Source organism: Leptospira kobayashii (assembly GCF_003114835.2).
GTDB classification, from domain to species: domain Bacteria; phylum Spirochaetota; class Leptospiria; order Leptospirales; family Leptospiraceae; genus Leptospira_A; species Leptospira_A kobayashii.
The window spans coordinates 107,854-120,138 of sequence record NZ_AP025029.1 but is presented as its reverse complement, the minus strand read 5'-3'; the positions used below and the strand labels follow the sequence as shown (position 1 = coordinate 120,138).

At 40.9% G+C, this 12,285-nt stretch carries 13 protein-coding genes; 7 read left to right on the top strand and 6 right to left on the bottom strand.

Annotated elements, in window-relative coordinates; translation table 11 throughout:
• The first annotated feature begins 27 nt into the window (after positions 1 to 27).
• Complete coding sequence (locus tag DI077_RS18835; protein ID WP_242935465.1) at positions 28 to 1,041, top strand: LA_0442/LA_0875 N-terminal domain-containing protein; 1,014 nt, start codon at positions 28 to 30, stop codon at positions 1,039 to 1,041.
• Between the two features lie 7 nt (positions 1,042 to 1,048).
• Here DI077_RS18835 and DI077_RS18830 read toward each other — a convergent pair whose 3' ends face one another.
• From DI077_RS18830 to DI077_RS18820, 3 genes are read right to left on the bottom strand one after another with little or no spacing between them, the layout of a single operon-like run.
• Positions 1,049 to 1,318: a hypothetical protein gene (locus DI077_RS18830; RefSeq protein ID WP_109022395.1), complete on the bottom strand. Its 270-nt coding sequence runs from the start codon at positions 1,316 to 1,318 to the stop codon at positions 1,049 to 1,051.
• Positions 1,308 to 1,847, bottom strand: a complete 540-nt coding sequence (locus tag DI077_RS18825) for an RNA polymerase sigma factor (RefSeq protein WP_109022396.1) — start codon at positions 1,845 to 1,847, stop codon at positions 1,308 to 1,310. Before DI077_RS18825 ends, DI077_RS18830 begins: the two co-directional genes overlap by 11 nt.
• Before the next feature lie 4 nt (positions 1,848 to 1,851).
• Complete coding sequence (locus DI077_RS18820; RefSeq protein ID WP_109022397.1) at positions 1,852 to 2,304, bottom strand: Spy/CpxP family protein refolding chaperone; 453 nt, start codon at positions 2,302 to 2,304, stop codon at positions 1,852 to 1,854.
• A gap of 270 nt (positions 2,305 to 2,574) precedes the next feature.
• Between DI077_RS18820 and DI077_RS18815 the strand changes: the two genes are divergently transcribed.
• The 5 genes from DI077_RS18815 to DI077_RS18795 all read left to right on the top strand — a co-directional run bounded on the left by DI077_RS18815 (position 2,575) and on the right by DI077_RS18795 (position 6,870).
• Positions 2,575 to 3,825, top strand: a complete 1,251-nt coding sequence (locus DI077_RS18815) for a C40 family peptidase (RefSeq protein ID WP_109022398.1) — start codon at positions 2,575 to 2,577, stop codon at positions 3,823 to 3,825.
• 1 nt (position 3,826) lies between these two features.
• A complete protein-coding gene (locus DI077_RS18810) occupies positions 3,827 to 4,711 on the top strand; it encodes a patatin-like phospholipase family protein (RefSeq protein WP_109022399.1) in 885 nt (294 codons plus the stop codon).
• 68 nt (positions 4,712 to 4,779) lie between these two features.
• Positions 4,780 to 5,508, top strand: coding sequence for an alpha/beta fold hydrolase (locus tag DI077_RS18805; RefSeq protein WP_109022400.1), 729 nt, complete (start codon positions 4,780 to 4,782; stop codon positions 5,506 to 5,508).
• A 20-nt stretch (positions 5,509 to 5,528) separates the two neighbouring features.
• On the top strand, positions 5,529 to 6,152 hold the full coding sequence (locus tag DI077_RS18800; protein WP_109022401.1) for a trimeric intracellular cation channel family protein: 624 nt from the start codon (positions 5,529 to 5,531) through the stop codon (positions 6,150 to 6,152).
• A 67-nt stretch (positions 6,153 to 6,219) separates the two neighbouring features.
• Positions 6,220 to 6,870, top strand: coding sequence for a lytic transglycosylase domain-containing protein (locus tag DI077_RS18795; RefSeq protein WP_109022402.1), 651 nt, complete (start codon positions 6,220 to 6,222; stop codon positions 6,868 to 6,870).
• Here the strand turns inward: DI077_RS18795 and DI077_RS18790 are convergent.
• The 3 genes from DI077_RS18790 to DI077_RS18780 are packed head-to-tail and all read right to left on the bottom strand — an operon-like array spanning position 6,862 to position 10,160.
• Entirely contained in the window at positions 6,862 to 7,290 is a 429-nt protein-coding gene (locus tag DI077_RS18790; RefSeq protein ID WP_109022403.1) for a response regulator, read from the bottom strand. The genes DI077_RS18795 and DI077_RS18790 overlap by 9 nt on opposite strands.
• Complete coding sequence (locus DI077_RS18785; protein ID WP_109022404.1) at positions 7,287 to 8,771, bottom strand: sensor histidine kinase; 1,485 nt, start codon at positions 8,769 to 8,771, stop codon at positions 7,287 to 7,289. Before DI077_RS18785 ends, DI077_RS18790 begins: the two co-directional genes overlap by 4 nt.
• Positions 8,772 to 8,828: 57 nt before the next feature.
• Positions 8,829 to 10,160, bottom strand: a complete 1,332-nt coding sequence (locus tag DI077_RS18780; RefSeq protein WP_109022473.1) for a hypothetical protein — start codon at positions 10,158 to 10,160, stop codon at positions 8,829 to 8,831.
• Between the two features lie 104 nt (positions 10,161 to 10,264).
• On the opposite strand from DI077_RS18780, the gene DI077_RS18775 reads away from it, so the two are divergent.
• On the top strand, positions 10,265 to 12,283 hold the full coding sequence (locus tag DI077_RS18775) for a protein meaA (protein WP_109022405.1): 2,019 nt from the start codon (positions 10,265 to 10,267) through the stop codon (positions 12,281 to 12,283).
• Positions 12,284 to 12,285: the final 2 nt, after the last annotated feature.

Sequence of the window (12,285 nt, the reverse complement as noted above, 5' to 3'; positions counted from 1 at the left end):
GTAATACTGAATCATACCGAGAGTCACTTGAAATCAATCCTCAACTATAAACAAACTTCCACAATCATTTTCCTAACGGCATTTACCGTTCTATCCCTCTCTGCGGAAAATATCCTTTTGAAAAAAGGGGGGGTCATCAAAGGGAAAGTGGTAGAACAAGATCAAAACAAGATCAAGGTCAAAAAAGAAGACGGAAGTATTGCCACCGTTTCCAAAGCAGATATTCTCAAAGTAGTTTATAAAGAACACCTGGCTGAAGGCGAAGAAGAAAAATTAAGAAAAGCCGAAGAAGCAAAAGCACTCGCCAACGCAGAAAAAGAACGCCTTAAAAAAGAAAAAGAAGAGGCGGAACGTCTCAAAAAAGAACTTGCTGACAAAGAAAAATCGGACAAGGACTTAGCGGCTCAAAACGCAAAAGAAGAAGCAGAACGCAAAAAGAAAGCGGAAGAACAAGCGAAGCTGGACGCGGCAAACCGCAAAGATCTGACTCGTGGAGGAGCTGTGTGGAGATCCGCACTACTTCCTGGCTGGGGTCAATGGAAACAAGGGAGAAAGATTCCTGCCATTCTTTATCCTTCTCTCATAGCAGTAGGTCTGTTTTTTACATACGATAGAAATCGGATTTTTCTCAACGCCAAAAACGATTACAACAACCTGGACAATCCTTATACGGAAGCAGGTTATCTTCGAGCAGCATTCGGTGGAAACACAGTCTCTACAACTCCTGCCGATCCTCTTTCGGCTTATACTGCAAACGAAGTCAGCCCCTTCAAAGGGCAAAGAGAGTCTGTGGAAAAACATTATAGAGAAGTACAATACATTGGTGGTGCAACCGCACTTCTTTATATTTGGAATATTTTTGATGCATTTATCTTTCACCCGAAACAGAACATAGCGGATGCAGACGGACTTCCGGAGAAAAAAGGCAACCAGCTTTTCTTGCGAACAACTATGGATCGTTTGGATGCAGTACCTTATTCTTCCGTATTGGAAAGAAGATACGAAACCAAAACCAATCTAGGTTACGAAATACAATTCTAAATAAGATTTATTCTTCTTGGCCGAGGTAGGCCAGGTAACCAGTATCCCATTCATCTACCAACATGCTTACATGATGTGGTAAATCGTTGGAGACCGGTAAATGTTCATTGAAGATGAGAGCATTTGTCAGTAAGAATAAAATCGAAACAGTACCTACTGCGGTTCGGATTTGTCTTTTTTCTTTTTTAAAACGATTTGTGACTTGGGTTGTGACTCTTTTTTCCAAAGAGCGATCGTTCGCCAATTCTTCCCAACGTTTTACTTTTTTACGCTCCATAAGGCACCTCCCCCATCAGGTTTTCCCGAATCCAAGTTTTTGCCCGAAACAAACGGGACTTAACCGTTCCCTGTTTGACTGACATTTCCTTTGCTATCTCTTCCATAGACATGCCTTCCAGATAAAGAGACAGCGCTTTTCTGTAAACAAGAGGAACACTATCCAACATAGAAGAAATGAAAGATGAAGTCTCGATCTTTTCCGTTTGTGCTTCGATTAATTCCATATAAAATTCGCTATTCAAGTATTTCTTCGCCTTCTCTTCTTCCCGAATACGTTTTGCATTCATTCGATTGGATTCATTTTTTGCGATCGTATAAATCCAGGTGGAGAGTTTGGCTTCTCCCTTAAATTGATTTTTTTTCAATGCTTTGAAAACGCGGAAATAAACTTCTTGCAGGACATCTTCCGTGCTTTCATCAAAACGATCGATGAGAGTCTCACCGATCGTTTTTAAAACTAGTAACTTTGTTTCTGTTACGATCGTTTCGAAACTTTGTTCCGAAAGATCGTTTGACTGAAAATTCAAGTTTTTACTCTTCGTCTGGTCTGTATTTCTTAGCGAATTCAGTGATCAGATCAGCAAGCTTCGCTCTTTGTTCCGGTTTTAAAACCGCATGAAATTCGATCAATTTGGTTTGAAAGAATTTTCTCATCTCCAAATGCTGTGCCTCACGATCCGTATGCAATTTATCCAAAACCTTTGTATCGATCTTTTCATTTCGGATCTGAGAAGTGATTTCAGCGATCCAAGTATCGTGTTTCGGTTTGTTGATTTTGTGTTTGGCAATCAATTCAGCTTTGATAGAATCCAATTTTGCTTTTTGAGTATCATCCAGATCCAATTTGGAAGTAAGTTTATTTGCAACCCACTCCACTCTTTTCTCAAAACTTTTGAATTTGCCACAGTTTGTCAAAAGACCCAAGCTAACACCTGCAATGAGAATTGCGATGAAAGGTTTTTTTAAATTTTTGATGGTTATCATTTGCGGATTTTTTCTCCTTCTTTGCGACATACGACCCGGGCCGGACGGTATCGGTTCCCTGATTCATTTTTTTTTCAGATTCGAATCGAAAATTCGGACATTTTTACCGGATTTTACGAATGACCACGATTCTTTTTCAGATACTTTTTATTAGACTATCCTATTTCTTTTTTAGACGATCCGTTTTACCAGGATACATTTCATTTGATCTTTCTTTACAACTGCCGAAACTAAAGAGAAGAATATGGAACTAAAAAAACCGGAGATTTCATGCCAATTTTTACGCAAAGACGGAGAATAGTTTTTTTTCTTATTTCGGTTCTATTACTTTCGAAAACGAATATTTATTCGGAAGATTTTTCCGGTCTGTTAAAAGACGATTTTAACAAACAACAAACATTACTCATCCGCAATGAAGTCAGAAAGAAGTTAGGTGATCGTTCCAATTCCCCCGAAATAAAGGCCCTTACTTCCAAAATTCTACCTTGGGCGGTGATGGAGAATTTAAGTCCTGCCGAGTTTGCAAATGCGTTGGTACGTATGGTGGGGAGCGAGGAAGCGGGCATCGCTTTCGAATCAAATGAAGATCTTCTCCCTTTGATTTCCGGTTTCAAATCGGATGAAGAGTTTCTTTATACTTCGAAATTTTTCAGGGAAGTCGAAGAGGCGGAGTTGCCTGCCGAGTTTCGGGACAGACTGGTATTCGAAAGTCAGAAAAAAAAATGGGACGGATTTACATTAGTTTTGGCGGGAAGACTTTTGATTTTATCCAGAAGAGAAAAGTTGGATACCGATGTTTATTTAAAAAATCTAAGCGCCAAAATTCCACCTAAGTCAAGTCAGTTGTCAGATGAAACACTAAATTCCTTGATCCTTAGTTTGAGTGAAAATTTTTCCTCGAAAGAAACTATATACCGCCTCCCCTCTTTGCAAAAAGATTTACTGAGTTTACGAAAATTGACAGGCAAAAAACTCACCAAACAGATGCAAGTATCCGCCAAAAACATAGATCCCGGACTTTTGTCACTAGGCCAATTGGAGATCAGAGAAAGACCCAAACTCAATTTGAATGCGGAAGATCTTGGAATTACAAACACTCCGGAAGAAAAAGATTGGCGTTATCTTTCCTCGGGTAATTTGGAAACAGTGGTATCCGATTGGATCGGTACGCGTTATCAATACGGCGGATCTTCCAAATCAGGAACGGATTGTTCCGGTTTTACAAGATCCGTGCTTACCGATGAACGGTTGGGAGTTCCGGGAAAACTACTTCCCAGATCGGCAAGCGACCAAGCACGAATCGGGGATTCGGTCAATCGTTCCGATTTGAAAGCAGGAGATTTGGTATTTTTCTCAGCATCACCTAACCAGAATAAAATCACTCATGTAGGACTATCTATGGGGAAGGGCGAATTTTCACATGCATCTTCCAGTCGTGGGGTGATTGTACAAAGTCTGAATGAAAAATGGTGGACGGATAGATACACCGGAGCAAGACGAATTTTTTTAAAGGTAAAATAAGATGTCGGATAAAAAAGCATTGATTCTTTCCGGTGGAGGAGCACGAGGCTCTTACCAAGCAGGAGTTTGGCGGTATTTGGAAGAAGTCGGTTGGAAGCCGGATATCATTTGCGGTACATCAGTGGGTGCAATCAACGCTTGCGCCATCGGCTCGGGAATGAATAGCAAACTACTAACGGACCTTTGGTTGAATTTGGATAAAGAAAAGGTGATGCGTTACTCTTGGAAAAATACTGCCAAAGAACTATTCAAGAAAAAATATGCCCCTCTCGCAGACACGGCGCCTTTGCGAAAATTGATAGAAGAAGAACTGGATCTTTCCGCGCTAAACGATTCAGAGATGAAAGTAGTAATCTCCGCAGTCAATATACTCACCTCCGAACTTAGATTTTTTGAAAATCCCGAAATCAAAATCGAACACATACTTGCTTCCAGCGCCATTCCGTTATTTTTCCCTTGGCAAATGGTAGACGGAGAACCGCATTGGGACGGAGGAATCATGGCAAATACTCCGATCTTGCCTGCAATCACACGAGGAGCCACTGAAATCATAGTCGTACTGCTCTCTCCTGTAGGCGGATCACAAACGATGGAAGCTCCGGGAACCAAAGACGAGGCATTGGAAAGACTGTACGAATTGTACTTACTCGGCTCTTACCGAAATATAGAACAAGGGATCGAGTATCAAAAAGAAGTTACCAAACAAATGTCTCCTATCGAAGCATTTTTACTGAGCTTCAGAAACCGTTTGGGTGATACCAAGATACGTGTGATCGCCCCCAAAGAATTATTGGGATTGGGAAGTTTTTTAAATTTTACCCGGGAACAAGCGGAATTGCTGACGGAGAAAGGGTATAAGGACGCAAAGGAACATTTTACAATTTAGATTTCACTTTATATTGTTTACGCACGGAATGTAACCGAATTATAATTCGTTCATTAAGGCGAAAACTCATGCAACAGGATACACAATTCATATTGATTCACGGCGCCGGACTCGGTGCCTGGATTTGGAGAGATGTGATTTCCAGATTGAAATACCCCACATTAGCATTGGAATTTCCGAATCGAAACAAACGAAACGATTCAAAACATGAAAGCACAGCAAAGCTTAAATTTGAAGATTATATTTCCTCTTTAAAAAAACAAATAGAGACCGGTTCCCACCCGAAATCCAAATTGGTGATCGTAGCGCATTCCATAGGAGGAGTCCTTGGATTAAAGCTTGCGGAAGAATTCAAAGACAGAATGAACGGATTTATCGGAATCAGTGCCTCCATTCCCAAAGAAGGAGGTTCTTTTGTCTCAGCTCTCCCCTATCCGAACAAAATCATCATCAGTATCGTTATGAAATTGTTCGGAACTCTTCCTCCCGAGATGTCAATTAAACATGGATTATGCGAAGACCTGACTCCGGAGCAAACCGAAGAAATTATAGAAAATTACTCTCCTGAATCCGAAGATCTTTATTTTTCCCGGACCAATGCAAAATTGCCGAATGTGTCCAGGCTTTACATAAGGCTGGAAAATGATAAGGAATTCGACATGCCCACCCAAAATCGGATGATTTCCCATCTTTCTCCCGACCATATCATAGATTTGGAATCAGGTCATTTGCCGATGCTCAGCCAACCGAAAACTTTGGCGGCTATTTTAAATTCTTTCGCATCAACCTTGATTTGAAATAGTTACCAAAGAGAATCGTGTTATATAGCTTTGAACTATTAGGTGTTGCCATAGCAGCGTTCAGCGGAGTGCTTGCCGCCCGGGGAAAACAAATCGACTTATTCGGTGTGATCGTACTTTCCGCCGTTACTGCGTTTGGTGGTGGAACGGTAAGGGACGTTATTCTCGGGTCTTATCCGATTTTTTGGGTGGAAGACGAAACATTCTTAGTAGTGAGTCTTTTAACGGCTTTGATCGCATTTTTTGTTTCCAGAAAGAGAAAACTCCTTCCGGATCCGATCTTTCTAATCGCGGATGCGGCAGCGCTTGCATTATTTGCGATTATCGGTGCCGAAAAAACATTCTTAATCACAAACAAACCTTTGATCACAGTTACAATGGGAGTCGTAACCGGCACCGTAGGTGGTTTGTTACGCGATGTATTCGTAGGCCAGATCCCAATGGTTTTCCGAAAGGAAATCCATCTCTACGCAACGGCAGCATTTTTAGGGGCAAGTTTCTATCTGGCGGCAAGTCTACTCGACTTCAATTCGATCTTAAGTTTCGGCGGAGGGGTTTTCATCACTTTCGTGGTTCGTTTGGCAGCCATCCGCTATCAAATCTCTTTGCCGGTTTTTGTGGAAAAAGGTAAGGATCAATAGGGGAAAAAATTAAAGAGACATAATTTTTGCTTCAGGATTTCTGAAATCCGGACGAATGAGAATGTAGATGGAAATTCAAAATCTACCTTCTCTCCAATCCCTATTCTCACGGATCCAAGAACTGGAGAAGATAACGGAAAATCCAAGTTCGGTTATTTCTTTCCCGGAACTCTTAGAAAGGGAATGGAAAGGAAAACAATCCGGTCTGGAAGGCAATTCGGGAATTCCCAAAGAAACCCCCTCTTCCGTAGAAGGAATCCATCTTCCCTTTCCCAAGGAAGACTCCATTTCGTTGCACCAAAAACACCATAGGCCCGGGCAAAGCGGCACTAACGATCTGATGTCTTTTTTGGAAAAAACAGCCATGGATCGGGGAGTAGATCCCAATCTGGTTAAGGCAGTAGTCAAAGCCGAATCCAATTTCAAAACCAACGCAGTCTCTCCTAAAGGTGCCATGGGACTCATGCAATTGATGCCAAAAACCGCCGATATGTTGGGTGTAGACGATCCTATGAACCCCTACGACAATCTAAGCGGAGGGATCAATTACTTAGGAGATATGTTGGAAAGATTCGGAAAAACGGAAGAAGCGATCGCTGCTTATAATGCGGGACCTGGGGCTGTCAAAAAACACAAAGGGATCCCACCTTATTCGGAAACACAGGATTATGTGAATAAGGTTAAAAAATATTATAAAAAATTTTCAAACTCAGTATGATCTCAGGTGGTCACCGAAGATTTTCAAATAATCTTCCTTTAACACCGGTTTAATGTAATATCCCGTCACCTCGGAAAACTCTTTCGCTTTCTGTTTGTCTATCTCACTATTCGAAGAAGAAACTATATAAATAGTGGATAATCCTTTGCCGTGAAATCCTCTTTCCGCAAATTCTTTCAGGAATTGCCACCCGTCCATATAAGGCATATTCAAATCCAAGAATATAATTTCAGGCCAGGCGGAACTATTTTCCACATTTTTCTGAAAATAGTCCAAAGCTTCCTCTCCATCATAAAACTGCATGATTTCGGAAACAAGCTCCGTCGAACGGATGATCTTACTGGCAAGTACTTGGTATACGATATCATCATCAATGATGCTGATGATATTGATTTTTTTATCTTCACCTACGGCTATCATATGAATGATACCGTGAAGGTGGAACCTTCCCCTACGGTACTTTGTACGTCTATAGAACCGCCGAAAGTCTCTATTTGATTTTTAGTCATAAACAAACCTACCCCATTACTTTCAAATCCTCTATGAAAGATTTTCTTATATTTAAAAATTTGATCGCCATAGAGTTTCAAATTAATACCAAGCCCGTTATCCTTTACGGAAAGGACCGTTTTGTCATTTTCCATATAAGTACTGATACTTATTTTCAGTTCCGTACCGGGATGTGAATATTTCAATGCATTGTCCAAAAGATTGTAAAATATACTCTCCAAATAAACTTTCGGATAAAATACGGAAGGTATCTGAAAATCATAAGAGATTTTAGCCCGTTTGTTACGGATATTTCCCGAGAGAATGGAAAGAACGGATTGAAGTGTTTTTTGAAAATTCAATTCTTCAAACTCCACCCCATGGTTGGCTCTTACTTCCAACACCTTCATCAATGTTTGAAGATTTTCAAGTACGGCCCGGCCGGAATCATCCAAAAGTCCGATAACTTCGACAGGATCGACATCTTGTCCACCTTCTTTAAGTAAGGCGACAAGCGAGACTACATTCCCTATCGAACCGCGCAAATTATGCGCTACAATACGGTTGAATTCTTCCAGTTGATCGATTTTCTTTTCCAAGTCGGAAGATGTAACTTCCAAAAGCCGGTTCTTTCTTTCCAAATCCAAAAACAATTCTTTGGTTTCAGTCATATTGATCAGCTGAGAAATGAAAAACTTGGGTTCTCCCGATGAAGAACGGACCAAAGAAACGGATAGTAATGCATGAACGATTTTTCCGTTTTTGTGAATGTATCTTTTTTCCAAATTATAAGAGGACATTTCCCCTCTTAAAGTTTGTCCGAGCAGCTCCAAATCACCATCCAAATCTTCCGGATGAGTGATATCCTGAAAAGTAAGTTCTCTCAGCTCCTCGCCCGAATAACCTAACATAACGCAAACGGCATCGTTCACATCCATCCAATTTCCGTTAGGTGAAACAAGCGCGATACCTATCGAGGAGTTATAAAACGTTTTCCTGAATTTTTCCTCACTCTCCTGGATTTGATCGCTGATACTTAAAGTTAGTTTGTCCCGAACATGGGAAAAAGCGGAGAGCGGGACTATTGTTGCAAAAAGAATCAGTTTATCGGAATCTTCGACCCGACAAAGATTCAACAGAAAAGAAGTTTCTTCATTCTGAGCCGTTCCGAAATAAAACCATTTTGTGGAATTTCCCTTTGTTTTTAGGTTTTTCAAATGATAAAAAAATTCATTTTTATAGGCATCTTCCCAATCCAGGTAGATCGGTTGACCGGAAGACGATTTGATTTGGTCAAAAAATTTCCCTTTGGGAAGGCTCTCATTTTCAAACCATATACCTTCTCCGTTCAATTCCAACGCGGAATCTATTTGCAAAGACAGTAGATCTGTTAAGCCGGGGGAGAGGTTCATTTCGTCTTTCTACTTACTTATATCAGACGAAAAAAGAAAAACATTAGCCTATTGGGCCTAAAAAAAGGACAGAAAACCAAATCGATTTTGCATACTTTTGAGATAAGAATCGTAAAGAGAAATCACCGGGAACGTTTCCCAATGGTCGTTCACTTTTTTTGAAAGAAAGTCCAAGCTTTTGGAAGATTTGATCTGATTGAGTAAGGATTTTTGGATGAGGATGGCATCGTCTCCCAAAGGAACTAATCCGGGAAGCCTACCTCCCCTTTTACCAAGAAGTGATTTCTGAATGAGTAGTACGTCTTGCGGCCAAATGCCTGTCACGTAAATAAAACTTTTAGGACTGATTTCTGCTGTCTTATAGAACTTTGTTTTGGTTTCCGTTGCGAAATAGAGAGCGTATGAAAATTCTTTTTGTAAATAAAGTGGATCCGATTTTAAAATCGCAGCTTGACCATATGCTTTTGTTAGGCTACCAATGCGAAGATCCCAAGGTTCTTTTTCGGTTTTTGTCAAGTCACGATAAATGAAAAATATGGAAACACCAATGAGTATGACCGTAATCACGGAAGCGGTATAAGTATTGAGCTCCTTTTCCGTTTTCAGAAGAATATGTCCTGCACTGATCAGAATTACCGGTAGAATGATTTGTTTGGTTTCCCCGATCCACTGGGAAAATAAATAAGAGATGGATTCCTTTCCGAAAAAATCGAAATAAGAAATTAAGAATAAACTGATGAATAAAAATCCAAGGTACGACCAGAGAAAAATGAAAGGAACGTTTCTTTTTTTATAAAACACGGATGTTCTTTGCGCTTGCTTTCTCGCTCCTCTGATTGTACTGAAGATTACAAAGAAGGAAAATCCCAAATAGAACATAGTGAAGCTGGAAAAGAAAGCAAGTAAGGTAAGTGTCGGGAAGACGACCAAATCGGAGATCTTTTCAAATCGAAAAGTCAAAAACACCAAAAGAATAAATACCAAACAAACCGTTTCCGGGAAATGCGATGTCGGGAACCCGTAAGAGTAAGGCAAAAATCCCGCTAAAAAAGTAAAGAGGTAATGATTGCGATTCCAAGCTTCCCTTCTGAGCAGAAGTAAAAACAAATGAAGGAATAAACTGTAAAATAGAGAAGCTAACGAGAGAAATGCGGGAATATAATTGAGCCCGGTGATTTTTTTCCAAAATACCAAAATCAGGAAAGGAAGAGGCTCCTGAGCGGAATAAAACCCACCCTCTTCCGTAAGCGCCCGTAAATTTGCCAAAAACTCCCATTCTGTCTCTTCCAACGGAAAAGGGCGAAACAGGGAGAAGACAGTGAATCCGATAGATAGAAGCAAAACACTCAAAAGGAAGGGAAGTAGTTGGAATGGTTTTGGTTCGCGCATTATCAGATGGACAAGAAAATAGCCTTGTCCTTTCATAAATTTTAGGTGAAAATATTCCAGAATATTTTGCTTTATACTTAGAATTTCAGTAAAAGAGGCACGAAATGTCCACGGAGAAAAAAGATTATCTCCTCCATGATGAAAAAGGTCAGGTTAATCCTGACAAACCATGGATTTTTAGAACCTACGCAGGTCACACCAATGCAAAAGCCTCCAATGAGCTTTACCGCAAAAACCTATCCAAAGGACAGACTGGACTCTCGATCGCTTTTGACCTACCTACTCAATGTGGTTATAGTTCGGATCATCCTGTTTCCAAACCAGAAATCGGTAAAGTAGGAGTTCCCATCAATTCACTTGAGGATTTTCGAATCCTTTTTGACCAGATCCCCATTGAAGAAATGAACACTTCCATGACGATCAACGGAACATCCATGTGGCTTCTGTCACTTTACGTTGCCTTGGCGGAAGAAAGAGGAGTTCCATTAGAGAAATTGAATGGAACCACTCAGAACGATTTGATCAAAGAATATCTGGCTCGAGGAACTTACATTTATCCTCCCGGATCTTCCATGAAGATCATTGTGGATATGTATGAGTATTGTCTTCATAATATTCCGAAATGGAATCCTTCGAATATTTGTTCTTATCATTTGCAGGAAGCAGGCGCGACACCCGTGCAAGAACTTTCCTTTGCATTAGCAACTGCGATTGCGGTATTGGATTCCATCAAAGAAAGAAACTGTTTCACAGATGAAGAATTCGAACAATGCGTAGGAAGAATTTCCTTCTTCGTAAACGCAGGGATTCGTTTTGTGGAAGAGATGTGCAAGATGCGTGCATTCTCCGAAATGTGGGAAGAGATCACAGTAGAACGTTATAAAGTTAAAAATAAAAAATATCGGGTTTTCCGATATGGAGTTCAGGTCAACTCACTCGGGTTAACCGAAGAACAACCGGAAAACAATGCATGGCGGATTCTCATCGAAGCAATCGGTGTTACTATTTCCAGAAAGGCGCGTTGCAGAGCTTTGCAACTTCCCGCTTGGAACGAAGCACTTTCACTTCCACGTCCTTGGGATCAACAATGGTCTCTTCGTTTGCAACAAATTCTTGCCTATGAAACGGATCTACTGGAATACCCAGACTTATTCGACGGATCCAAAGTAGTCGAAGCGAAAGTAAACGCTCTGAAAGAACAAGCCAGACTTGAAATTCAAAAGATTCTGGATATGGGAGGAGCGCTCGTTGCCATCGAAAACGGTTATATGAAATCCCAATTGGTAAAATCCCAAACGGAAAGGCTTTCTAAAATCAATTCCAATGAACTCATCATCGTAGGAAAGAACCGTTGGACCGAAGGAATCAAATCTCCTCTGATGACAGACGCGGACGGAGGTGTGTTTAAAGTCGATCCCAAGTCAGCCGAACAAACACTAGGTGTTCTTGCGGAAGCAAAAACAAGAAGAGATTCCGCACTCGCAAACAAAACATTGGAAGATCTGAAACAAGCCGCGAAAGACGGAAAAAATCTAATGCCTTATTCGGTAGCATGTGCGAAAGCTCTTGTAACCACAGGGGAATGGGCGGATGCACTTCGGGAAGTTTACGGAGAATACAACCCTCCTACCGGTGTGGAGGGTCAGAAATTGTTCTTATCGGAAGACAAGGTAGTGAACGTCCGTTCCAAAGTGGAAACTTTTACAAAAACGCGGGGACATAGACCGAAGATCGTAGTAGGCAAACCGGGACTTGACGGGCATTCCAATGGTGCGGAAATGATTGCAGTATCTGCAAAACATGCCGGCTTCGATGTAATTTATTCCGGAATACGGCTTTCCCCGGAAGACATCGTTCAATCTGCTGTGGAAGAAAACGCAGATGTAATCGGTATCTCGATTCTTTCCGGTTCCCACAAGGAAATCGTACAACAACTGTTTGACGAACTTGCCCACTATAAGGCGAAGATTCCTGTTGTGATCGGAGGAATTATTCCGGAATCCGATTTTGATGAACTAAAAACAATGGGGATCAAGGAGATCTTTACGCCTAAAGATTATGATCTAATGTCTATCATGAACAAAGTGATCGATATTATTTCTACCGAACCTGCTCTCGCTTAAAA

Excerpts from the sequence above, each read along its gene's own strand:
- DI077_RS18830 (WP_109022395.1), bottom strand. The coding sequence starts at position 1,318 with ATGGAGCGTAAAAAAGTAAAACGTTGGGAAGAATTGGCGAACGATCGC.
- DI077_RS18820 (WP_109022397.1), bottom strand. The coding sequence starts at position 2,304 with ATGATAACCATCAAAAATTTAAAAAAACCTTTCATCGCAATTCTCATT.
- DI077_RS18815 (WP_109022398.1), top strand. The coding sequence starts at position 2,575 with ATGCCAATTTTTACGCAAAGACGGAGAATAGTTTTTTTTCTTATTTCG.
- DI077_RS18810 (WP_109022399.1), top strand. The coding sequence starts at position 3,827 with ATGTCGGATAAAAAAGCATTGATTCTTTCCGGTGGAGGAGCACGAGGC.
- DI077_RS18805 (WP_109022400.1), top strand. The coding sequence starts at position 4,780 with ATGCAACAGGATACACAATTCATATTGATTCACGGCGCCGGACTCGGT.
- DI077_RS18795 (WP_109022402.1), top strand. The coding sequence starts at position 6,220 with ATGGAAATTCAAAATCTACCTTCTCTCCAATCCCTATTCTCACGGATC.
- DI077_RS18790 (WP_109022403.1), bottom strand. The coding sequence starts at position 7,290 with ATGATAGCCGTAGGTGAAGATAAAAAAATCAATATCATCAGCATCATT.
- DI077_RS18785 (WP_109022404.1), bottom strand. The coding sequence starts at position 8,771 with ATGAACCTCTCCCCCGGCTTAACAGATCTACTGTCTTTGCAAATAGAT.
- DI077_RS18780 (WP_109022473.1), bottom strand. The coding sequence starts at position 10,160 with ATGCGCGAACCAAAACCATTCCAACTACTTCCCTTCCTTTTGAGTGTT.
- DI077_RS18775 (WP_109022405.1), top strand. The coding sequence starts at position 10,265 with ATGTCCACGGAGAAAAAAGATTATCTCCTCCATGATGAAAAAGGTCAG.